The sequence below is a fragment of the Maribacter arenosus genome, assembly GCF_014610845.1.
Lineage (GTDB): Bacteria > Bacteroidota > Bacteroidia > Flavobacteriales > Flavobacteriaceae > Maribacter_A > Maribacter_A arenosus.
The window spans coordinates 37,535-62,382 of the sequence record NZ_JABTCG010000002.1; the positions used below are offsets into that span (position 1 = coordinate 37,535).

At 39.7% G+C, this 24,848-nt stretch carries 19 protein-coding genes; 13 read left to right on the forward strand and 6 right to left on the reverse strand.

The window, feature by feature from the left end:
- Positions 1-7: 7 nt before the first annotated feature.
- Together galE and HPE63_RS05185 are read right to left on the reverse strand one after the other, a co-directional pair.
- Positions 8-1,024: a UDP-glucose 4-epimerase GalE gene (gene galE, locus HPE63_RS05180; protein WP_188313200.1), complete on the reverse strand. Its 1,017-nt coding sequence runs from the start codon at positions 1,022-1,024 to the stop codon at positions 8-10.
- A 41-nt stretch (positions 1,025-1,065) separates the two neighbouring features.
- Positions 1,066-2,223 (reverse strand): DegT/DnrJ/EryC1/StrS family aminotransferase, encoded by a 1,158-nt coding sequence (locus HPE63_RS05185; RefSeq protein ID WP_188313201.1) that lies wholly within the window; start codon positions 2,221-2,223, stop codon positions 1,066-1,068.
- 82 nt (positions 2,224-2,305) lie between these two features.
- On the opposite strand from HPE63_RS05185, the gene HPE63_RS05190 reads away from it, so the two are divergent.
- From HPE63_RS05190 to HPE63_RS05200, 4 genes are all read left to right on the forward strand, one after another.
- Positions 2,306-3,541, forward strand: a complete 1,236-nt coding sequence (locus tag HPE63_RS05190) for a 3-deoxy-D-manno-octulosonic acid transferase (protein ID WP_188313739.1) — start codon at positions 2,306-2,308, stop codon at positions 3,539-3,541.
- Between the two features lie 18 nt (positions 3,542-3,559).
- Complete coding sequence (locus tag HPE63_RS05195; RefSeq protein ID WP_188313202.1) at positions 3,560-3,811, forward strand: hypothetical protein; 252 nt, start codon at positions 3,560-3,562, stop codon at positions 3,809-3,811.
- Positions 3,812-4,234: 423 nt separating this feature from the next.
- A complete protein-coding gene (locus HPE63_RS18550; RefSeq protein WP_262890201.1) occupies positions 4,235-4,363 on the forward strand; it encodes a hypothetical protein in 129 nt (42 codons plus the stop codon).
- Positions 4,364-4,692: 329 nt separating this feature from the next.
- Positions 4,693-6,738, forward strand: a complete 2,046-nt coding sequence (locus tag HPE63_RS05200) for a thioredoxin domain-containing protein (protein WP_223198058.1) — start codon at positions 4,693-4,695, stop codon at positions 6,736-6,738.
- Positions 6,739-6,831: 93 nt separating this feature from the next.
- Here HPE63_RS05200 and araA read toward each other — a convergent pair whose 3' ends face one another.
- The 3 genes from araA to HPE63_RS05215 are packed head-to-tail and all read right to left on the reverse strand — an operon-like array spanning position 6,832 to position 10,750.
- A complete protein-coding gene (araA, locus tag HPE63_RS05205) occupies positions 6,832-8,343 on the reverse strand; it encodes an L-arabinose isomerase (protein WP_188313204.1) in 1,512 nt (503 codons plus the stop codon).
- 23 nt (positions 8,344-8,366) lie between these two features.
- Positions 8,367-9,068 carry an L-ribulose-5-phosphate 4-epimerase gene (locus HPE63_RS05210; RefSeq protein ID WP_188313205.1) on the reverse strand — a complete coding sequence of 234 codons (702 nt, stop codon included), beginning with the start codon at positions 9,066-9,068 and terminating at the stop codon, positions 8,367-8,369.
- A complete protein-coding gene (locus tag HPE63_RS05215) occupies positions 9,044-10,750 on the reverse strand; it encodes a ribulokinase (protein ID WP_188313206.1) in 1,707 nt (568 codons plus the stop codon). Before HPE63_RS05215 ends, HPE63_RS05210 begins: the two co-directional genes overlap by 25 nt.
- Positions 10,751-10,999: 249 nt before the next feature.
- Here HPE63_RS05215 and HPE63_RS05220 point away from each other — a divergent pair, with 249 nt between their 5' ends.
- The gene (locus HPE63_RS05220) at positions 11,000-11,692 is read left to right on the forward strand and encodes an NUDIX hydrolase (RefSeq protein ID WP_188313207.1); all 693 of its coding nucleotides are present in this window, start codon (positions 11,000-11,002) and stop codon (positions 11,690-11,692) included.
- An 87-nt stretch (positions 11,693-11,779) separates the two neighbouring features.
- Positions 11,780-12,835: a zinc-binding metallopeptidase family protein gene (locus HPE63_RS05225; RefSeq protein WP_188313208.1), complete on the forward strand. Its 1,056-nt coding sequence runs from the start codon at positions 11,780-11,782 to the stop codon at positions 12,833-12,835.
- A gap of 23 nt (positions 12,836-12,858) precedes the next feature.
- On the opposite strand, the gene HPE63_RS05230 is transcribed toward HPE63_RS05225, so the two are convergent.
- Positions 12,859-13,773, reverse strand: coding sequence for a glutaminase (locus tag HPE63_RS05230; protein WP_188313209.1), 915 nt, complete (start codon positions 13,771-13,773; stop codon positions 12,859-12,861).
- Between the two features lie 434 nt (positions 13,774-14,207).
- Between HPE63_RS05230 and HPE63_RS05235 the strand changes: the two genes are divergently transcribed.
- The 7 genes from HPE63_RS05235 to HPE63_RS05265 all read left to right on the forward strand — a co-directional run bounded on the left by HPE63_RS05235 (position 14,208) and on the right by HPE63_RS05265 (position 24,843).
- Entirely contained in the window at positions 14,208-15,653 is a 1,446-nt protein-coding gene (locus HPE63_RS05235) for a circularly permuted type 2 ATP-grasp protein (protein ID WP_188313210.1), read from the forward strand.
- Positions 15,654-15,660: 7 nt separating this feature from the next.
- Complete coding sequence (locus HPE63_RS05240) at positions 15,661-16,626, forward strand: alpha-E domain-containing protein (RefSeq protein ID WP_188313211.1); 966 nt, start codon at positions 15,661-15,663, stop codon at positions 16,624-16,626.
- Positions 16,627-16,652: 26 nt separating this feature from the next.
- A complete protein-coding gene (locus tag HPE63_RS05245) occupies positions 16,653-17,417 on the forward strand; it encodes a peptidase (RefSeq protein ID WP_188313212.1) in 765 nt (254 codons plus the stop codon).
- Positions 17,414-18,262: a transglutaminase family protein gene (locus HPE63_RS05250; protein ID WP_188313213.1), complete on the forward strand. Its 849-nt coding sequence runs from the start codon at positions 17,414-17,416 to the stop codon at positions 18,260-18,262. Before HPE63_RS05245 ends, HPE63_RS05250 begins: the two co-directional genes overlap by 4 nt.
- Before the next feature lie 430 nt (positions 18,263-18,692).
- The gene (locus tag HPE63_RS05255) at positions 18,693-19,610 is read left to right on the forward strand and encodes a serine hydrolase (RefSeq protein ID WP_188313214.1); all 918 of its coding nucleotides are present in this window, start codon (positions 18,693-18,695) and stop codon (positions 19,608-19,610) included.
- 23 nt (positions 19,611-19,633) lie between these two features.
- Positions 19,634-22,450 (forward strand): Npt1/Npt2 family nucleotide transporter, encoded by a 2,817-nt coding sequence (locus HPE63_RS05260; protein ID WP_188313215.1) that lies wholly within the window; start codon positions 19,634-19,636, stop codon positions 22,448-22,450.
- Positions 22,451-22,500: 50 nt separating this feature from the next.
- On the forward strand, positions 22,501-24,843 hold the full coding sequence (locus HPE63_RS05265) for a transglycosylase domain-containing protein (RefSeq protein WP_223198059.1): 2,343 nt from the start codon (positions 22,501-22,503) through the stop codon (positions 24,841-24,843).
- The last annotated feature ends 5 nt before the right edge of the window (positions 24,844-24,848 follow it).

A 24,848-nucleotide genomic window follows, 5' to 3' on the forward strand; every position in this document is an offset into this window, starting at 1 on the left:
CAAAAAATCAATTTCGTATTTTCTTCTCCCAATCCCATGCCGATTTCATGGCTTCATCCAACGTATATTTCGCTTTCCATCCAAGTTCCTTATTGGCAAGGGTGGTATCGGCAAAGGCAGAGGTTATATCGCCTGGTCTTCTATCTACAATCTTATAATTGAGTTTTTTACCCGATACTTTTTCAAAACTTTTTATGACCTCTAGTACCGTACTCCCTTTTCCGGTACCAACATTGAACACCTCATAATTGGCTTTGTTCTTTTCGGCCAATAATCTTTGTAGTGCCACAACATGGGCTTTGGCCAAATCAACGACATAAATATAATCCCTTACACAAGTACCATCCGATGTAGGATAATCATCCCCAAAAACGGACAATTGTTCTCTAATCCCTATACCTGTTTGTGTGATAAATGGTACCAAATTTTGTGGCACTCCAATTGGTAATTCCCCAATCTCGGCACTGGGATGCGCGCCCATAGGATTGAAATAACGCAAAGCAATGGCCCCTATATTCGGAGTGACTTTACAGGTATCGCGGATAATCTCCTCTCCCATTTGTTTGGTATTCCCATAAGGGGATTCTGCTACCTTTACAGGGGCATCCTCAGTAATCGGCATTTTATCGGCTTGGCCATATACGGTACAACTTGAGCTAAATATAAAGCTAGCTTTAGGTTTCTTTGAGAGTTCTTTCAACAAATACACCAAGGTGCCGATGTTGTTTTCGTAGTATAACAAGGGTTTTTCCACACTTTCACCTACAGCCTTCGAAGCGGCAAAATGAATAACCCCTTCTACATCGGCATGTCTTTTGAAAAAATCCTCGACTTTTGATTTTTCTTTTAAATCGAGTTTTTCAAACAAGGGTTTTTTACCTGTAATAGCCGTTATACCTTCAAGGACTTTTTCTGAAGAATTAGAGCAATCATCGATGATCACCACTTCATATCCTTCATTTTGAAGCTCTACAACGGTATGGGAGCCTATAAATCCCAAGCCACCGGTAACCAATATTTTCATCTATTTTCGTTTAGTTGATGAATCAAATCTAGTAAAACCCTTTATTTACCATTCACAAAACCGATAACGGTATCCGTAATATAGTCGATCTGTTCTTTATCGAGTTCAGTATGCATGGGCAGTGAGATAACTTCTTTAACCAATTGATTTGTAACGGGGAAATCGGATTCCTTATACCGTGCATCGGCATAAGCCTTTTGCAGGTGTAAAGGAATAGGGTAATATACCCCACATGGAATTTGATGTTTGCTTAAATGTTCTACCAATGCATCACGTTTTCCATTCGTGATCCGCAAGGTATATTGATGAAACACATGACAGTCACAAGTATCACAAATTTCCCCACAATTATTCACAGTTACGGGAACAATGATATGATCCTGGCCTTCAAAGGCCTTGGTGTAAGCCCTTGCCGCCTTTCTCCTAGCATCGCAATAACTATCCAAGAGCGGAAGTTTTGCCCTTAAAACCGCAGCCTGAATGGAATCGAGCCTGGAATTAACGCCGACGACATCATGATGGTATCGTTCGTACATTCCGTGGTTCACGATACCCCTTATGGTGTGTGCCAGTGCATCATCATTCGTGAAAATGGCGCCTCCATCGCCATAACAGCCCAGATTCTTTGAAGGAAAGAATGAAGTAGCGCCAATATGCCCTATGGTTCCTGCTTTAAGTTTGGTACCGTCATTGCGTTTGTAATTTGCGCCAATAGCTTGGGCATTATCCTCAATAACAAACAATTTATGTTTTCTGGCCAAGTCCATGATGGCATCCATATTGGCACATTGACCAAAGAGGTGAACCGGCACTATAGCCTTTGTCTTCGGGGTTATGGCCCGTTCGACGGCAGCAATATCAATATTGAACGTATCTTTTTCAACGTCGACCAAAACAGGAGTCAATTGAAGCAAGGCGATGACCTCGACGGTAGCAGCAAAAGTGAAATCCGCGGTAATGACCTCATCACCTGGTTGCAACCCCAATCCCATCATAGCTATTTGAAGGGCGTCCGTGCCATTGGCGCAAGGTATAACATGTTTAATTCCTAAATAGGCCTCCAATTCCTTTTGAAAGGCATGCACTTCTGGGCCATTGATGAAAGCAGAAGTCTCCAGGATATTCGAAATCGAAGAATTTATTTGCTGTTTGATGGATTGGTATTGACCATTAAGGTCTACCATTTGTATTTTCCGCATCTGCAAGATTTAGCATAGTATGATTGCAAAAATAAGGAACAATTCTGGAAAGAACCGTATTTTAGCCACAAACGATGACCTAGTGAATTATATCTACAATATCTTTGCACACATCACATGGTTCCACTTGAAAATAGTGGCTCTTTTTCACCCAAAGATCAAACTCTTTGTACAAGGTAGAAAGGAGACATTTTCTATTTTAAAGCATAAAATCCATAAAGGGGATCACGTCATCTGGGTACATGTTGCTTCCTTGGGCGAATTTGAGCAAGGCCTTCCGGTAATCGAGAAAATCAAGAGCGAATTTCCAACATATAAGATTTTGATCACCTTCTTTTCACCCTCGGGTTATGAGGTAAAAAAGAATACATCTGTAGCCGATGCCGTAGCATATCTGCCGATTGACACCAAAGCTAATGCTAAAAGTTTTATTTCGAAGGTTAATCCCAAGCTCGCAATATTCGTTAAATACGAAATTTGGCCAAACTACCTAAAAGTTCTGGAAGAGCATAAAATTCCCGTCTTTTTAATCTCGGCGGCATTCAGAAAAGACCAGCTATTCTTTAAATGGTATGGTGGTATCATGCGAAATGCACTCGGCACATTCACCCATTTCTTTGTGCAGGATGAAAAATCCGTCGAGCTTTTAAAAGGTATTGGCTATTTGAATGTTACCATCAGCGGGGATACCCGATTTGACAGGGTTTCGGAGATTTTGGAAAGGGACAATGAACTCCCTTTCATGGAACAATTCAAAGGAACCAACAGTTGTTTTGTTGCCGGAAGTACTTGGCCGGAAGATGAGGAAATTATGCTGCCCTTCATCAATGAAACCAAAAAATCGTTGAAATTCGTACTTGCACCCCATAATATCAAGTCTGAGCACATTCTTGCCTTAAAAAAATCAATCTCAAAAAAAACAGTACTCTACTCTGAAATCGTAAAAAATGACCTCAGCCAATATGATGTGTTGATCGTTGATACCATTGGCTTATTGACCAAAATCTACAGTTATGCAGACATTGCATATGTAGGCGGGGCCTTTGGCACTGGATTGCACAACACCTTGGAACCAGCTGTTTTTGGGATACCTATTATCATTGGCCCTGATTACCATGGGTTTAACGAGGCTGAAGCCTTGGTAAGGCAAAAGGGCATTATTACCGTAAATAATAAGGATGCCTTCCAGGAGATCATCTCCGATCTTTTAGTCAATCCAGACCACATTTCGAAAACTGGAAAAATCAATTTCGATTTTGTACATAAAAACAAAGGGGCAAGCATCCAAATCATGGAATACATTCGTAGATTATTATGATACGAATAATTAGTAGCTATGAGATTTCCCCAAATTCTTGTGCTTTTGGCTTGTATATGCGCCCCATTTTTTTCTTGTAGGGAAACCTTAGGGAAAAAAGAGGGTTTTCCACATCAAGAAAAAAACATCCCGTCTACGGAAGAATATCAGAAGGCTAAACCGACCCAAAAAAAAGGTCATCCAATTCCCGGAGGGCATTTACCGGATAGTATGATGAAAAAACAACAAAAGTCAAAAGATATAGATACGCTAAAACCAAAAGTTGCATAGTTAAAAATAACAGGTGTTAGCAGTTGTTTATTTTTTATTGGATACACTTGCCAATAAAATGACCCTAAGAATTCCAAAGTATTTCGCATCACCAAGGTAAGACCAATTTTCTTGAATTCGGTCAGAGGCACTCTTAGAGCTAATACTTGGATGCTATTTGTAATTATATCGGAGTGATTGGGCTACCACTATTTTATGTGCTTTTAATTTCAGAAACAAAGGGGAAACTCTTTTGAAACACTACTAGATGCTAAACTTGATGAACGTTTTATAAAGTCTTGATGATGCCCTTACGTTTTTTATCGATTTATTTTGCAGTATATCCTTGAAGCATACTAAACAACAGGCATTTAGTCGAAATAATCGCAAATATTGGCAGAATTTTGGCGACAATTCCCTACATTGTAGTAAATAAATTAAATCATGGAGCACGAAATCACTTTTGGCACTAAGATGCTCAACCTTTTTTTGGGCATTATGGTGGTGATTTTAATCGCGATTTTGCTATCCGTTGTGGGGGGTCTAATTTTGGCCGCCTTTGGAATCATTTAATGCGGTTGAATTTACGATTTCCCCAAATTTTATCTCCTATCTGTTTTGAAAAATAACCAAGCCCATCCTATTTGATGGGCTTTATTGCTTGAATCCGGTAAACTGGGATACTGGGTTTTTACTTTGTTCTACCTCATTGAAAAGACCTATGAATTAGTACTGAACACCGCGATTGTCCTTGACCCTTTTTTAAGGTTTTATCTTTTATTGTTCAGAACATTGAAATCCATGTTGTAATTTGTCGCCCTTTTAGATTTGTGATTATGGTTCGAAAATTGAAATTAAAGAAGTATTCCTATATTTTAACGCTGTTTTTAATTGTTTTATTTATGTCATGTCAGCAGAATACTGCCCAAAATGAAGAATACCCTTTTACCAATGACCTGATCAATGAGACCAGCCCTTATTTATTACAACATGCACATAACCCTGTAAACTGGAGGCCATGGAATGATGATGTTTTCGAAGAGGCCACGAAAGATGATAAGTTGGTGATTATAAGTATCGGCTATTCCTCATGCCATTGGTGCCATGTTATGGAGGAAGAGACCTTTGAAGATGAAAAGGTGGCCGAAATCATGAATAGGGATTTTATATCAATAAAAGTCGATCGTGAAGAAAGGCCCGATGTAGATCAAGTGTATATGACCGCAGTGCAATTAATGACCGGTAATGGTGGTTGGCCATTGAATGTAATAGTACTACCCAATGGAAAACCCATGTATGGTGGAACCTATCATACAAATGAACAATGGACCTCGGTACTTCAAAAGATACATCAACTATATAAGGACAATCCACAAAAGGCCAATGAATATGCCGAAAAGGTGGCCCAAGGCATTAAAGATGTAAACCTTATCGTACCGACTGAAAAGACAAACGACCTATCCGTCACCGCCATAAACGAAGGTCTTTCCAAATGGAAATCTGATTGGGATTTGGAATGGGGAGGAAATGTAGGAAGGGAAAAATTCATGCTGCCAGGACAACTTGAATTTTTACTGGATGAAGCGACCATAGCTAATGATTCAACTTCCCTTTCCTTCGTAAAAACAACCTTGGACCAAATGGCCAGAGGTGGCATTTATGACCATGTCGCCGGTGGTTTTTATCGGTATAGCACAGATCCAAAATGGCATATTCCACATTTCGAAAAAATGCTGTATGACAACGCGCAATTGGCTAGTCTTTATGCAAAGGCCTATACTATTTTCAAAAAACCAGCTTACAAAAAGATTTCAATGGAAACCCTGGCTTTTTTAAAGAAGGAAATGAAAAACGTGGATGGCGGTTATTTTGCTGCGATCGACGCCGATAGTGAAGGGGAAGAGGGCAAGTATTATGTTTGGACAGAAGAAGAACTTGAGCACATTATTCAAAAGGATTATTCCTTGTTTAAGAAATATTACAGCATCGACTCAAGTAAAAAGATGGAAGGTGGTAAAATTGTTTTATACCAAAGTTTGGAAGATGAAACGTTCATTAAAGAACATCAAACGACTCAAAAACACTTAGGAGATTTAAAGGCATCATGGAGGGCAAATTTATTGGAAGTAAGAAAGAATAGGGTTAAACCCAATATCGATGATAAAATTATCGTTTCTTGGAATGCACTTTTGATCAATGGGTATGTTGATGCCTATAAAGCTTTTGGAACTGATGAATATTTAAATGAAGCCAAGTCTATTTACAATGCTATCATCGAATCCGCCTATTTGGATGACCAACTTATACATTCCTACAAAAAAGGAAGTAAACGCTCTAAGGGTTTCTTGGAGGATTATGTCTTTATGGCAAATGCTTCGATAAACCTGTATACTGCTTCCATGGATCCACGCCATTTGGAATTCGCACAAAAATTGATCAAAACCACCTTGATCCAGTTTAAGGACGATAGTTCTGACTTTTATAGATTCACTGCTGACGAATCTCTAATTGCGAAGATCATTAAGAACGATGATGGGGTCATCCCCTCCCCCAATGCAGTTTTGGCCAATTCGTTATTTTTATTGGGACATATCGAATACAATAGGGACTATATGGCAAATGCTAAAGCCATGCTCTTGGCTATGCAACCCTATTTAAAGGACGGTATTCGCAGTTACACCCATTGGGCTTCCTTACAGTTGAAAATGACATATCCATACTACGAAATAGCCGTAGTAGGGGACAAAGCATATGTACTTCGTAAAGAGCTTCAACAAAAGTTCTTGGCCAACACCTTAATCGTAGCGAGTACCCAAGAAAGCAACCTACCCCTATTCAAGGGTAGATATGTTTCTGATGGCACGTATATTTACGTGTGCAAGGACAACACGTGCAAACTCCCTGTAGAAAATATAGAGGATGCCCTAGAACAATTACATGGTTTTTAAACTATCCGGATTTAGTCAAAAAACTCTAGGTTATCACTCCTAATTTATTTTATTGGGTGCCTCACTGCATTGGACAGAACCTATGGTCATTACTTATATCCCATGCTGAAACAAATGATAATACGCCTCGTTGGCATTGATTTTATCTTTGAACTCCCTGACGGATGTTTTTTCATCGATGACCAGTAATTCTACCCCTGCCATATCGGCGAAATCTTCCATAAACTCGGTCGTTAGCGCCTGACTGTAGGCCGTGTGATGTGCCCCTCCTGCCAATATCCATGCCGTCGCGGCGATCTCCAAATTAGGTTTGGCATCCCATAAGACCCTTGCTACGGGTAATTTGGGCAATTGCCCCATCGGCCTTACCGCTTCCACCTCATTTACGATAAGTCTGAATCGATTTCCCATATCAACCAAGGATGCATTTATCGCTGGACCTGCAGGGGAATTGAATACCAAACGAACAGGGTCCTCTTTACCACCAATGCCTAAAGGATGTACCTCACATGAAGGTTTAGAATCCGAAATTGACGGGCAAATTTCAAGCATATGTGACCCTAATACATAGGCTTTTTTAGGTGTGAAGTGATAGGTATAATCTTCCATAAATGAGGTTCCGCCTTCCAATCCAACATTCATAACTTTCATGGCACGTACAAGGGCCGCGGTTTTCCAATCTCCTTCAGCTGCGAAGCCGTAACCATCTGCCATTAGTCTTTGGGTGGCTATTCCCGGCAACTGTTTTAACTCCCCCAGATTTTCGAAGGTATCGGTAAATGCCTTAAAGCCTCCTTCTTCCAAAAAGGCGCGAAGCCCCAACTCGATTTTAGCGGCATCGACCAAAGAACTTCTTTTTTCACCACCGACTTTTAACGAAGTGGTGAGGGTATAGGATTCTTCATATTCTTTTAACAAAGCTTCCAACCTACTTTCGGATATGTTTTGGATATGGCGTACCACATCCGATGAATCATAACCATTGACCGAAAACCCGAAACGGATCTGAGCATCAACTTTGTCGCCTTCGGTAACGGCAACCTCGCGCATATTATCACCCAGTCTTGCCACTTTTAGGTTCTGGAACTCGTCCCAACCCAAAGCCACTCTCGACCATATCCCTAATTTTTTCTGGACACGATCTTCTTTCCAATGTCCTACAACGACCTTCCGTTTCTTCCTCATTCTAGACATCATATAACCAAACTCGCGATCTCCATGGGCCGACTGGTTCAAGTTCATAAAATCCATATCTATGGACTCCCAGGGTATTTCAGGATTGAATTGCGTATGTAAATGGCATATTGGCTTGGTCAGAACGGTTAGGCCCTTGATCCACATTTTTGATGGGGAAAACGTATGCATCCATGTAATGATGCCGATACAGTTTTTATTGGAACTTGCCCCAAGGCATAAATCGGTTATTTCATTTGGTGTTTTTACCGTAGGCTTGAAGATAATTTTCACGGGGATATGAATAGAAGTATCCAAGCCATTGGCAATCTCTTTGGAATTTTTTGCGACCTGTTTTAATGTATCCTCCCCATACAAATGTTGGCTTCCGGTTACGAACCAAATCTCCTTTTCTGATATATCGATACTCATTAATTGTTTGTTTTTTTAAAATATTATTGACCGTAATAGGCATCCTTACCATGTTTACGTTCGAAGTGTTTCTTAATTAGTGATTCTTTCAACCTTGGAGCTTTAGGGTTTATTTGAAGGGTCAAATACGCCATTTCGGCAATCGCTTCAAGCACCTTGCTATTGTACACCGCTTTTGCCGCGTTCTTTCCCCAGGCAAACGGACCATGGTTGCCCAATAGGACCATTTCTACCTCGGTATGTGAAATTTGTTTTTCCTTAAAACATTCCAATATTTGAATCCCGGTATTGTGCTCATAATTTCCTTGAATAAGATCATCCCCCATGGGCGGGGCACATGGAATATCCGCTGTGAGATGGTCGGCATGGGTAGTACCAAAAATGGGGATGTCGCGTTGTGCCTGTGCCCATGCTACGGAATAGGTAGCATGGGTATGTGCGATACCGCCAATATCCTCCCAGTTTCTATACAAACAAGCATGGGTCTTAGTATCGGATGAAGGCCGCATACTCCCTTCAACGATTGTAGCATCGTAATCTAAAATGACCATATCCTCGACTCTTAAATGCTCGTAGGGAACCCCGCTAGGTTTTATGGCAAAAACACCCGCGGCCCTATCCAAGGCGCTTACATTACCAAAAGTATAGATCACCAGCCCCAATGCATTGAGTTGCATATTCGCTTCATAACACTCCCTTTTTAGTTCTTTAAACTTGGAACCCATGGACGTTTGTTTTTAGAATTAGTGTTTTCTTGAATAAATTCTCCCAAATCATTATAATATTCCATCAACTGTCGATATGTTTCAATGGTTTCTGGTTGTGGCTGATATTCAGCTTCAAAACTACTACCCATGCGTTGACTGGCCTGGAACACATTATCATAGATTCCAGATGCGACGGCTGCATAAATGGCAGCGCCTAGGGCAGGAGCTTGGTCAGATTCAGCCACCTTAATGGGCATGTTCAATACGTTGGCCAATGTCTGCATAATGAATGGGGATTTTCTGGCCACACCCCCAATTCCGATTACAGTATCTATTTTTATACCCTCTTCTTGAAATCTGTCCACTATTTTTTTCGACCCAAAACAAATGGCATTGACCAATGCCTTAAAAATTTGTGGAGCCTTACTTCCTAAGGAAAGATTTGATAGGGCACTTTTAAGGCCTTGATCGGCATCAGGGCTTCTTCTTCCATTGATCCAATCCAGTGCAATGGGAATGCTTTTGCTCAAAGGAATGGCTTCTGCCTGCTCCGATAATTCTTTAATGAAATTGGCTTCCATTTCTGCCCTCAGTTGTTCCTTTTGAATATCAGATAAAATAGTTGAAGTCATCACGAGGTTTTCTATAGGCCATGACAATACATCCTTGAACCATGCCAGAACATCACCAAAAGCGGATTGTCCGGCTTCCAGTCCCACCATTCCCGGAATTACGGAACCATCTACCTGCCCACAGATCCCTTTTACAGTCTTGGAGCCAACAGCCTCCTTGGATGCCACAATAATATCACAAGTTGACGTACCCATGACTCGCACCAAGGCATGCTCTTCAATTTTTGCCCCGACCGCCCCAGCATGGGCATCAAAGGTACCGACAGCGACCACCGTATCCGTTGTAAGGCCCAGTCTATCTGCCCATTCTTGGTTTAAGTGTCCGGCAACCTCATCAGACGTATATGTTTCGACATACAGGTTTCTTCTTAGTTGGGCCAGGTAGGGATCTAATTTGCCCAGAAAATCCTCTGAGGGCAATCCGTTCCAATCAGGATGCCACATGGCTTTATGCCCTGCTGCACATCGACTTCTTTTAAAGGATTTTAAATCAGGTTTATCTATGAGCAAAAAGGTCATAAGATCACAATGTTCCAGCCAGGTATGGGCCGCTTTCTTGACGGATTCATCTTCGCGGGCAACGTGCAATATCTTGGCCCAAAACCATTCTGAGGAATAAATACCCCCTTCGTATTTGGTATAGTCTTCACCTCCCCAATTAGCGGCAAGCGCATTTATCTCATTAGCTTCAGCAATGGCGGTATGGTCCTTCCAAAGCACCATCATGGCATTGGGGTTTTCCTTATAACCCTCAACCAAGGCCAAAGGGGTGCCATCTTCGGTAACGGGAATCGGTGAAGAGCCTGTGGTATCGACACAAATACCTTTTACCGATTTAGGTTCCACCTTACTTTTCGAGATAACCGTTTTAATGGTAGACTCCAAGCCTTCAATGTGGTCTAACGGGTGCTGTCTAAATTGATTGATAGAGGCATTACAATATAAATTGTTTTTCCATCGCTTATACCAATGAACCGCCGAGGCCATTTCAGACCCATCTTCAGTGTCTATCAAGACGGCCCTAACGGAATCAGAACCATAATCCAATCCTATAACGTATGTTTTCATGTGAAAAACACCATTTTGATTACTCAAATATACTGCAATATTATTTAATAAGTGTCTATTTTACACTTATTTTGGCTTAACTTTACCTTCGTCACCCAATATACTCCAAATTGTACAAATTGTCCTATATGACCCGGTCTGCCAATAGTGCTTTAAGTCTATGGGGTTCTATACGATTCATGACGTTTTATGAGGGCAAAATAGTTTAGATTAGTACCTTTGGATTTGGGCAAAATCATTTAAAGATATATGGTATTAAAGGATTATAACAAAGAGGACAAAGTCTTACTAGCGGTAGATTGCATCATCTTTGGATTTGATGAAGAGGGCTTGAAGATACTATTAATAAAAAGGGATTTTGAACCCAAGAAAGGATGCTGGTCTTTAATTGGAGGATTTCAAAAAAAGGATGAGAACTTAGACCAGGCCGCCATTCGGATTTTAAATCATCTGACCGGACTTCATGATATTTATATGGATCAACTATATGCTTTTAGCAAAGTTGACCGAGACCCCAAAGAACGTACCATCTCTGTTGCCTATTATGCTTTAATTGATATTGCCACCCATGATAGCGATTTAATACGTTTGGATTCGGCCCAATGGTTCAGTCTTAAAAAAGTTCCATCCCTGATTTTTGATCACAACCTCATGGTTAAAAAGGCCATTGCCCGTTTACGTCAGAGCGCCATGACAAAACCGATCGGTTTTGAGCTATTACCAGAAAAATTTACGATGCGTCAACTACAGCAATTATATGAGTCGATCTTGAATAAAAAATTGGATAAACGAAATTTCATCAATAAGGTGAATTCACTCGATATTCTGATAAAATTAGAAGAAAAGGATATGACAGTCTCAAGAAAGGGAGCCTATTTGTACCGGTTCGATAAAGATAAATATTACAAAAAGTTATTGGAAGGCTTTAGTTTTAAGCTTTGATACCTTAGGCCTTAGTTAATTCATCCGCGCCACAATACTTCTCACGTATTAAGATTACATTCGCGATATAATCTTTGAACATAACCCATGAAAGTTTTTCAATGTGGTCATTGCAATCATCCGTTGTTTTTTGAAAACGATAGATGTGGGAATTGCGGGCATTTATCCGGTTATTGGGACCTAGACCGAAAGATGCTCACCTTTAATGCTTTTAGTTCTTCCCTGTTTTCTGACCGCGAAAAAATTGAATATAAATATTGTAAAAACAAGGAACATGGGGTTTGTAATTGGCTATTAGTGAAGAATAGTCTTCAGGATTATTGCAGTGCTTGCCAACTCAATCGAATTATACCTGATCTTTCCGATGAAAAGAATTATCCCAAATGGCAGAATTTGGAAGTTGCCAAACACCGTCTCATTTATCAACTTCAAAAAATAGGTCTTGACCTTCCGAATAAAATGACCAATGATGAGGGGTTATGTTTTGATTTTATCGCCAAATACGATGATTCAAAAATCATGACGGGACACAAAAATGGGGTTATTACCATACTACTCCGGGAAGCTGATCCGGTCCTAAGGGAAAAAGCGAAAAAGGAGATGCGAGAGTCTTATCACACACTTATTGGGCACCTTAGGCACGAAGTTGGCCATTACTTTTGGGAACGTTTGGTTTTAAGCGATCAAAATGTACTATCGGCATTTAGAAACACATTCGGAAACGAAAAAGCCAATTATGGTGAAGCCCTGGAAACCTTTTACAAGATTGGGGCACCTGATGATTGGCGTAGTTGTTTTATCAGTAAATATGCCACCTCACATCCCTGGGAAGATTGGGCTGAAACCTGGGCCCATTACCTACATATAATGGATATGGTCGAAACTGCCCACTTCTTTGGATTGGAGGTGAATCACAAGGATATATCCAAGAATATTAATACAACGTCAACATTTGACCCTTATACCATAAGAGATTTTGAAACCATCGTTCGAACAGGTGTCCCCTTATCGTTTGCGGTCAATAGCATTAATCGGGCCATGGGAATCCCCGATGTTTATCCGTTCGTAATTACACCAGTAGTCGTAAAAAAAATGAATTTTATTCACGAACTCTTATTGCCAAAACGAAAATTATTTTTTTAAGCTACTGAACAAGATACGCTTAATTAAAAAATGGTGAAATCTGAATGTGTAGTGAACTCCTCCAGAAACTTCATGCCTTTGAAAGAATTTCCATTAGGGTTCAAAAGTGGGCTCCAAACGGCAATGGTATAGCTATGCGGACATACTGCCACGATGCCCCCACCTACCCCACTCTTACCTGGTAAGCCAACTTTAAAGGCAAACTCCCCTGACTCATCATAAAAACCGCAGGTGAGCATTAGGGCATTTATTCGCTTTGATTGAGGTTTCGTAATGATTTTCGAACCGTCTGAAATTTTAAGACCTCCGTTGGCCAAATACGTAAATGTATATGATAGTTGCTGACAGTTCATTTCAAGAGAACACATATCAAAATAAAAGTCGAGCACCTCGGTGGGGTCGTTCTCGATATTACCAAGTGACTTTATAAAGTTACACAAGGCCACATTTCGGTATCCATGTGCTTTTTCAGAATCGGCAATTTTATCTGAGTACGTTAGGTTCGGCAGATTGCTTACATCTCTCACGAAATCGAGAAATTCTTCCTTGGCATTTCCCAAGTGTGAAACTAGGATATCGCAAATTACAATAGCTCCTGAATTTACAAATGGGTTCCGGGGAATACCGTTGAAGATTTCTAACAAAAGAAGGGAATCGAACTTGGTTCCTGAAGGTTCTACATCGACCCGTTTCCAAATCTTTTCACCCATAATTTTATAGGCCAAGGTTAAAGAGAGTACTTTGGCGATACTTTGAATGGAGAATTTTACCAAATTGTCTCCTATTCCGAATCCCTCACCTTTTAAATTAGTCATATGCACTCCAAACATCGTGGGGTCTACATTGGCCAATTCTGGAATATAGGTGGCTATTTTTCCTTCGTTTGAAATTTCTTTGGTTTCATTGTAGACCTTTTCGATAATGTCTTTATAGTTCACGTTATTCTATTTTAGTAAGTAAATTGGCAGTAAAGGTCAAAAAATTTATCCGACATTCAGCCCATATTACGCTTTGTTTCCCCCATTGCAAAAAATTGAGGTTCTTAATGCTTAGATTAGCTAGACTAGTCCGATATTGGGTAATCACTTTTTTGTATTTGATCGCTATCAAAGAACCCAATAATTTTCGGAAGACTGTTACCTAAGTAGCTTTGGATATTGATTTTTTTATTTATCTTATTGACAATACCAAATTTATTATGTGCAAAATTTAACAACTATGCAATTCTTTGAATTATTATTGGGCAACATATAAATAACCTACATTTTAATAGTATATTATTTCAATTACATTTTAAAATGAATGCTGATGGGTTATTCATATTAAATAATGACCTTAAAATTCTAATTACACAACAAACAAAACCTTTTACATGGCCAAAGTAGATTTTACCAAATATGAAACCACAGGTTTTTACGATGAAATGTTCAATGAAACCAATAAGGTAAGACCTTACTATGAACAGTTCAAAACGCGTTTGGAAAAATTGAGCAAAAACAAACTCAAATATTTACAACACGGCACGGAAAGGGCTCAACTGTCATTAGGCATGACGTTTAATGTTTATAACGATAATCAAGGGGTTGAACGCATTCTTCATTTAGACATCATACCTAGAATTATTGAGGGTAACGATTGGGACAGATTGACAAAAGGTCTTGAACAACGCATTGTGGCATTGAACTTATTCATCAATGATATCTACAATGAACAAAAGGTCTTGAAAGACAAGATAATTCCAAAAGAGTTGGTGCTTTCAAGTGCCGGATTTCTCAAGGAATGTATCGGATTAAATCCTCCAAAAAACGTTTGGAGCCATATTTCGGGTACCGATCTAATCCGAGGGGACGATGGAAGTTTTTATGTCTTGGAAGACAATCTCAGATGCCCCTCAGGAGTATCTTACATGCTTGAAAACAGGGAAATTCTAAAACGTACTTTTCCGGAATTGTTCGAAAAGCTGCATGTTAGGCCTGTTCATGATTACACCCACCACCTAAGGGATATGTTAGAGTCGCTTACCAAGGCTTCCCCAGCTAATATAGCAGTGCTCACACCCGGCACCTACAATTCCGCTTATTTTGAACACGCTTATCTTGCCCAACAGATGGGCGCCGAATTGGTCGAAGGAAGGGATTTGGTCGTAAAAGACGACTTTGTATATATGATTACAACAAAGGGCCTACAAAGGGTCGATGTTATTTACCGCAGGGTCGACGACGATTTTATAGACCCATTGGTATTTAATAAAGAATCTTTGTTGGGCACTCCGGGTCTTTTTCGAGCCTATTGCAAAGGCAATGTGGTTTTGGTCAATGCACCTGGAGCAGGGGTTGCCGATGACAAGGCTGTTTATGCCTACATACCCCGATTGATCAAATATTATTTGGGGGAAGAGGTACTCTTGCCCAATATCAAAACCTACATTTGCGCCGAGAAAGATGATTGTAATTATGTACTGGAAAATATCCCAACCTTAGTCATAAAACAAACTGATGGTTCGGGAGGTTATGGTATGTTGATAGGCCCTAAAGCCACAAAAAAAGAATGCGAGGAATTTGCTGTTAAAATTAAAAACAACCCAAGAAACTATATCGCGCAACCCATGATCAATCTTTCTAGAGTCCCGACCTTGGCAGGTGATACTATTGAGGGGCGACATGTTGATTTAAGGCCTTATTGCCTCTATGGAAAGGATATTAAAATTGTTCCAGGTGCACTGACAAGAGTGGCTTTGACCAAAGGGTCATTGGTCGTAAATTCCTCTCAAGGAGGAGGAAGTAAGGACACGTGGGTATTGGATTCCAACTTTAAATAATTAGTGTATGTTGAGTAGAGTAGCGAATACGATGTATTGGATGAATCGATATATTGAGCGGGCCGAAAATTACGCCCGGTTTATGGATGTACATTTCAATCTTTCCTTGGAATCCCCACCAGATGCCGAGGAACAATGGAAACCATTAGTGATCATTACGGGAGATTGGCCGTTATATCAAAAATTATATAAAAAAGTCAATAAATCCAGGGTCATTTTCTTTTTAGGTTTTGAGCCTAAAAACCCAAACTCCATCTATAGTTGTATAACAAATGCAAGGGAAAATGCCCGGTCAATTAGACCGGAAATTACAAAGGAAGTTTGGGAACAAATCAATTCGATCTACTTCTTTGTAAAAGAAGGGATGGAAAGAAAACTATGGAAAAACAATGACCCTAGAATTTTCTTTAAAAAAATAAAAGAGGATTGTCAGCTGCTTTATGGCATTTTTGATGCTACCATTTCAAGGAGCGATGGTTGGCACTTTGGTAAGATCGGGCAATTGATCGAACGTGCCGATAAAACCTCTCGGGTTATGGATGTGAAATACCATATTCTACTGACTACCCCACAAGATGTTGGTAGTTCTATAGATTTGATGCAATGGGCTGCTTTATTGAAATCGGTTAGCGCTTATGATATGTACCGTAAAAAATATGGCAAACTAACCGCATTGAATATTTCAGAATTTTTAATTCTGGACAAGAAATTTCCGCGATCAATGCTATGCTGTTTAATTCATGCAGAGCAATCTTTACAGGAAATTACCGGAAGTATGGGCGGTTTTAGCAATGAGGCGGAAAAGCAATTGGGGAAACTCAAATCAGAACTGGAGTTTGTCGATATCAATGATATTTTTGCGGATGGGCTTCATGAATATCTTGACGAGTTTCAACAACGCCTCAACGGGGTTTCGATAAGCTTTTACAATTCCTTTTTTGCTGTACAATCGCAAATACAAGGACAACAATAACTTTTCATTTTTAGTAATCACCTTCAATGACATACTGTTTAGGCATCAAACTGAAATCAGGAATAGTAGGAATCTCCGACACGCGAATCACTTCGGGGTCAGAGACTACCAAAGCCAAGAAGGTGTTTAGGGTCAATAAAAAAAAGCATTCCTTTTTTATAATGACCTCAGGGCTAAGAGGGGTCAGGGATAAGTCTTTGACCTATTTCAAGGAAATTATCGAAGCGAACGATGAGTCCTTCAATAAACTTTACAAGGTCGTAAACGCATTTTCCGATCAAATAAAGCGTACCGCCAACGAAGACAAAAATTCATTAAAGGAAGCAGGCCTTAGTTTTAACCTCTTTTCGATAATCGGGGGTCAATTACAAGATGATGAAGAACACAAAATCTATTTGTTATACCCTGAAGGAAATTGGATTGAGGTCACCGAAGGTTCTCCCTTTGTGATTATTGGGAATAGCGGATATGGGAAGCCAATTTTAGATCGAGCCATCACCTATGAATCTACCATTAAATTTGCCTTAAAGGCGGGGTTTCTTTCATTTGATGCCACCCGAATAAGCGCCAATGACGTTGATTACCCCATTGATGTAATTACCTATGAAAAAGACTCCTTTCTTATCGTAGAAAAAAGATACGAGGAAAATGAACTTAAAAAAATCTCACAAATTTGGGATAGTATCTTGAGCAATGCTATAAAAAACCTTCCAGAAGATTGGATTGATAAATTATTGGAAGATTCGTATCGAGAAGGTGAAAAAAATGTTTATCAATCCCAGCATCCATGAGGTTCAAAATCATCCATGAAACGGAATACGAGTTTAACGAGGCTGTTTTTCTTGAGCCGCATTACCTAAGGTTCAAGCCAAAAAACACGCCCCATCTTGAATTGGAATCCCATTCCTTGATATTGTCGATACAGCCGGCAGGAATTTCGGAACAGATGGATGCAGAAGATAATTATATTCATTTTTGTTGGTTCGAGGGGATGCATAGAAAAATACATATCCGGTCAGAATCCATATTGAAAAGTAGTCCCTACAACCCATTTAATTTTTTAATCTATCCACTTGGGCTCAATACGATTCCTTTTTCATATTCGAAACCATTACTTGAATTGCTTCAAAAGTACATGACAGCCATGCCTATAAATGCTGAATTAGAAGCATATGGCAAGACAATTCTTGTTGGGGCGAAAAATGCTACCATCCCTTTCCTTACTGAGTTGACCAAACGAATTCATGCTGATTTCATAGTAGAATCCCGGGAGGAGGGAATTCCTTTCGAGGCCGACGAAACATTTGGTTTTAAAAAGGGCTCATGCCGTGATCTGGTCTGGATGCAAATCCAACTTCTGCGTACTTTAGGAATAGCTTCACGATTTGTGAGCGGCTATTATTATGTCGATGTCGAAAATCCACAATATGAATTACATGCATGGATAGAGGTTTATTTGCCCGGTGCGGGTTGGATCGGTTTTGACCCCAGCAATGGCATTGTAACGGCACACACCCATATCGCCGTAGCTTCAAGCAGTCACTATGTTCATACGATGCCTGTTTCCGGAACAGTACGTGGAAATGCGACGTCTAAACTAGGTACGAAGTTGATTATTGATGTCTTGGATATCTAAATTGTTCGCGAAAAATGATTGGGATTTGGGCTCAATGCCAAAAGTGACTGCTACTTAGGTAGCGGTTCGAGGATTCGCAAATCTGTAATTTTGTTAGTTAATACGACGTTAAACCTCAAAGCTAGGCTTTTGAATATCATCTATATTAGTGAAAGAGAAGAAGATGAGCACGACTATGGGATTTTAACCTATAAAATCGTTGATTTGTAACATGTGGAAAACTAAAATAATGCCCTTGGGATAGCTCTTAGTTCGATTTCTCCTCTGGCAGCATGTCAAAAAAAACAAAAAATTAACATATACAATATTATTAACTATTGATGTATCCCCATTTTATTGGGTTGTTCGCCAAAATGCACTACGCTAATATTAACAGTACATCAGACGTTATATAGCATAAATTTGAATGATTAAAACCTTGTTTTTTACTATGAAATTGAATTTTAAAATATCCTTATTATTCTTAGTGGTAACTGCGGGTGTAACGGCCCAAAACGAGTTGCCTATTATCATCGACGATTCCAAGATTAGGCCATTGCGCAAAGTAATTGATACCTCGTTGCAGACCAATTTGGAATATGAGTTGAGGGCCAATCCGCAATGGAAGAAATTGATTGACCAAAAGAAAATGGCGGTCGGCATCGTAGATCTTAGCAATACTGACCAAGTGCGATTCGCACGTGTTAATGGCAACCACATGATGTATGCCGCCAGTTTGCCTAAAATCGCCATACTTTTGGCAGCTATGGATGCTATAGAAAAAGGCAAGTTAAAAGAAACCACCGAAGTAAAAAAAGATATGCGATTGATGATCAGCAAATCGAACAACGCGGCCTCTACCCGAATGATCGATCGAGTGGGTTATGAACAGATAGAGGCCGTAATGACCGACCCTAAATATGAGTTTTACGATGAAGACTATGGTGGCGGTCTTTGGGTAGGCAAACGTTATGGTGGTGGAGGAAATACCAATAGGGAACCTTTGAAAAACTTAAGTCACGCCGCATCGGTCACTCAAGTATGTCGTTACTATTACCTTTTGGCCAATGGCAAATTGGTCAATGAAAAACGCTCTAAACAAATGTTAGACATCATGGAAAAACCCGAACTACATCACAAGTTCGTAAATACGCTAGACCAGATAGCACCTAACGCCAGACTGTTTCGAAAATCAGGTTCTTGGAAAACCTATCACTCCGATTCTGTCTTGGTCTGGGGTGAAAATCCTAATAGACGCTATATTCTAGTTGCACTAATAGACGACGCCAGAGGGGAACAGATAATTCGGAATTTGGTAATTCCTGTAGAAAAAGTCCTGAAAAAGAGCTTAACTTTGACTGGTAAATAGTCTCAAGGTGTCCCATAAATTTGATGATTAAACATATAATTCAAAAAGTATTCGACGTTCGAGAGGGGGAATTCAAGGTTTCCTTTTTAATGACCGGGTATATTTTTTTAATAATTGCCGTTCTCCTTATCATAAAGCCAACGGTCAATGCTCTTTTCTTATCGGCACTTGGCGTTGAACAACTTCCGATTGCCTTCCTTCTAGTCGCTTTAACAGCCGTTTTAAGCTCTTTTGCCTATTCTAAGGCCCTGACTAAATTTTCGCTTCAAAAGCTCATTGAAGTAACCCTTATTTCTTCAATCGTAGTGCTGCTTTGTTTGGCAATACTGTTATATCTCAATCTGGTCAACGGGTGGGCTTTATACTTTTTTTATGTTTGGGTGGCCATATATGCGGTATTGTCAGCTTCACAGTTTTGGGTTTTGGCCAATATGGTATTCAACGTGAGAGAGGCCAAGCGCCTTTTTGGCTTTATTGGTTCAGGAGCTATTTTAGGAGGTATTTTTGGCGGATATGCCACCTCCTTACTTGCGCCCTTTGTAGAAACCGAAATTCTTCTTTTCTTGGCTGCCACCTTATTGCTGTCGTGCATCCCATTACTTCGAAATATTTGGAAGCTTCGGGTTTCTAAATTGAACATTTACAAGCAAACAAAACGTAGCCTGGTTTTAGATGAAAGACCTTTTGCCCTCATCAAAAAGTCCAAACACTTAACGTATATCGCTTTGATGGTTGCAGTAAGCGTTTTAGTGGCCAAACTGGTCGATTACCTGTTTAGCGACTTTGCTTCGAATGCGATTCCCGATACCGAGGAACTAACTTCCTTTTTCGGTTTTTGGTTTTCAACCTTCAATTTGGTATCGCTGATGGTACAGCTCTTTATCACGCATCGAATTGTGGGAATATGGGGAGTTGGTTTTTCTTTGTTCCTACTTCCTTTTGGCATTTTTTTGGGAGGCGTTACCTTTTTTATACTACCAGAGCTTTCCGTTGTTGTGGCGATCAAGGCCATGGACGGTATCTTAAAACAATCGATACATAAAAGTGCTACGGAACTTTTGGCTTTGCCTTTGCCCTTTGACCTTAAGAACAAGACTAAATCGTTTATCGATGTGGTCGTAGATAGTATCGCAACGGGCTTGGCAGGGTTTGTTCTGATTTTCGTGGTGAAGGGTCTGGAACTTCCATCAGCATATATAGTAGGCATTATACTGGGTTTGGTCTTGGTTTGGGTGTTCATCATTTTTCAAGTTCGAAAGGAGTATTTCAAGACATTTAGGAATAACCTTGAACGTATTACGCAAAAAACAACCAAAAATTCAAAAACCAAAGTTGGAAAGGCTTCGGTCGTCGATGGGATGCGCACTGTTTTTCGGCACGGAACGGAACAACAAATTCTATTTATGCTGGGAAAATTACTCGAAATCAACGACAAACGTTTTTTAGAGGATGTTCAAGGCTTGTTGACCCACCATTCGAACAAAGTACGTACTTTGGCCATACAGAACCTTTACTATCTTGATGGAGCTACTGTGATTTCAAATATACCAGAGCTGTTGGCATCGGAAGATGAGGACTTAATACTCGCAACCCTAGAGTATTTATTAAGACATGCCGGAAATGATAGTGAATATGTATACACTAACTATTTAACGCATAAGAACCAAGCCATTGCAGATGCAGCATTATATTGTCTGGCGCGTGAAGCTCGGGACAACTATACCCTTAGGAACACCTATCGTTTGAAAGAGCGTATTCAAGAAAAAATCACTCTTTTTGACCAAAGTGACAAGGCTTCCAAATCATTTCAATTACTGTTAAGGACTATTGGGTTTTCGAACTTTAGGGAATTTTATCCATTAATTTCCGAAGCGTTCAAAAATGATAATGTTGAAGTGGTACATGTTGCCATCGAAGCAGCTGGCACAAGTATGGATAAATCTTTCCTTACCGACCTGCTAAGCTTTCTACCACAAAAGCAATATCGAAATGCCACAACGACCGCACTGCGCAACTACGGTGTGAAAATGGTTTCGGAATTGACCGATATAGTTAAAGAACGCAAGGTCTCTACAGAGACTTTGAGGTTTATTCCTATGGTGATTGGTTCTTTTGGTTCGCAAGAGGCGGTGCGCCATCTATTCCTGTTATTGAATGATCCCGATTTGGCCATACGACTTGAAGTTATCCGAGCTTTGAGTGAAGTACGGGCAAACAATCCGGTTGTAAAACTGAACAAGTACAAAATTGTCGATGTAATTTTTGAAGAATGCAAATTGTACCATCAGACTTTATCATCAATGCATACGCAGATTATCATTTCATACCGCAATCGCAAGAAATCGAACAAAGAGATCAGCATTGAAGAACGTGATGCGCGTACTAGCCTTTTAGAGCTTTTAGAACGGCGATTGGATGCCGGCCTTGAACGTATTTTCAAATTACTAGGACTTAAATATGCCCAAAATGATGTAGAAATCGCTTATCAAGGACTCCTGAGTGATAAAGCAGAGGCACGTACCAACGCTATCGAATTTCTAGACAATCTCCTCACTGGAAATCTTAAGCGTACCTTATTGCCCATCATCGAGGATTCATCCTTGGATATTTCTTCGGAGGAGGTACAACAAAAAATCAAACACAAAATTCCCACCGAGCAGGAGTGTTTTCAATTGTTATTACAAGGAAATGACCTGAAGGTGAAGCTTGCTGTACTATACTTGATCAAACAACAATCAGATAATAGATACCTACCTCTACTTCTTCCTCTGCTCAAGGATGAGGATAAAAGAATAGTAGAGTTTGCAGAAAAAGCTTATAATGCATTATCAAAAAAATAGCACCGCTATTCAGGACGTAATCACTCATGTATCTATTAAAGACAAAGTTGTTGAAACTATTGAAGTATATTAAAAAGCATCCCTTTAAATTTTTGGGGTATTTGATGTTCACGGGAGCTTTTTTTGTGATTCTTTTATTTCTAATGACCTATTGGGGTATGTTTGGTAAAATACCCAATGAGATTGAACTGAAGTCTTTAAGAAACCCTATAACTTCAACAATATATGGTAGTGATGGGGAGCCCATTGGATATTACTATCTGCAAAACCGATCAAATATAGATAGCACTCAAATGAATCCGTTTCTAGTGAATGCTTTGGTTGCTACTGAAGATTCCCGGTTTTATGACCATAGTGGAATTGATTATAAAAGTTATGTCAGAGTTCTAATTAAATCGGTTTTATTGCGGCAAGATGCGGGAGGTGGAAGTACTATAACCCAGCAAATTGCAAAAAACCTGTTTGGCAGAAAAAAACAGTTTTTTATGTCGACCCCCATAAATAAAATACGTGAGCTCTATATCGCACGAAGACTGGAAAACATTTATACCAAAAATGAACTGATATTACTTTATTTAAATACGGTTTCATTTGGCGAAAATTTATATGGTATAGAAAAGGCGGCCTACCGTTTTTTTGGAAAAAAACCCGAAGAACTCACCTTAACTGAAAGTGCAACGTTGATCGGTGTTTTAAAGGCACCTACTTTTTATAATCCCAGAAACAACCCTGAACGGGCAGAAGAACGTCGCAATGTGGTACTACAACAAATGTTGAAACACCAATATATTGATGAACAATTATATAATGATGCTAAGGTGCAATTAACGTTGAATTACACGCCTCCTGAAAAAATATCATCCCTAACTACGTATTATAAAGAATATGTAAAGGAAGAATTTAACAAGTGGGCACAGGAGAACCCTAATGAAGAAGGACATATATTTAATCTTGAATCGGACGGCTTAAAAATTTATACTACGATTAATCCTTTTGTACAAAAATATTTGGAAAGGGCAATGACCAGACAAATAGAGCGCCTTCAACAACAGATGGAAACGTATTGGACTAGTGAAACGATTGAGGGAGGGAAAGAAGCACTTATCCAAAAATTGATTGAGGATCTTCCACAAATAAAGGCGCTAAAAGCCAAGGGCAGAAGCCCTGAAGAAATAGAAGGGTTCGTAAATGCCAAAAAAGAAAGGAAGTACTGGGAAATGGGTAAAGGTTTGGCCTCAAGGCAACAATCCTTGAAAGACTCCATAGTAGCGGCAATTACCAGATTGCATACCGGTATAGTAGCTATCAACAGCAAAAGCGGTAGGATTATGGGGTATCTTGGTGGCATAGACTATGGCTATTCACAAACCGACCATAATCAAGACAAAAAACAAGTAGGCTCGCTCTTTAAGCCGATAACTTACTTGACCGCATTGGAAAGCGGTGAAGATCCATGTAATTATTATGATAATGTACTGCGAACCTATTCGGAATTTGAAAATTGGAAACCTAGGAATGCGGATAATACTTATGGCGGAAGCTATAGTATGCATGGTGCGCTGGCTAATTCGGTGAATACGACCTCTGTAGCATTGCAATTTAAAATTGGAAACGAGAGGGTATTAAAAATGGCAAAAAAAATGGGGATTTCTTCGGAAATACCCGATGTACCCTCTATGGTTTTGGGTACCGCAGAACTTACCTTGCTAGAAATGGTTCAAGCTTATGCAAATATTTCGAATGGAGGCAATGCGATTACCCCTTTTGCCATAGATAGGATAGAAACCCAGGATGGCGAAGTTCTTTATGAAGCAAAAATCAATTACGGAGGACGTATAGCCAGCGAAGAAAGTATTCAAAAATTACAAAAAATGATGGAGGAGGTAACAACCGAAGGTAGTGGAAAAGGGTTAAGTTTCTTTGATATTCCATTTAATATTATAGGTAAAACGGGTACCACACAGAATAATGGCGATGGCTGGTTCATAGGATGTTCCCCTGAAATTGTGGTAGGATCCTGGGTAGGAACTATGGACAAGCGTGTACAATTCGGAAGAGGCTCAGGGGCTCAGACCGCACTGCCTATTGTAGCCTCAATATTTAAAAGCTTGAGCAGTTGGAAAAACCCAATGTTGACCAATTTTGAATATGATACTCCCTATTTCAACTGTCCCATGTACTCAGAACTACCGGCAAATGAAGCTTATCCCTTTTATAAATCAGATACCACTTATATTCAACAAATGAAAATAAGGGATTCATTAAAAAAAATGGAAAATACTAAAATTGATACGCTTTCTACTGAACCCATCAAAGGTATCGATTCATTGCAAATTGATGCTTTTCCTGCTTTGGACAGTCTAGTTCCGAACAACTCTAATCTTCGAACTTAGTTATA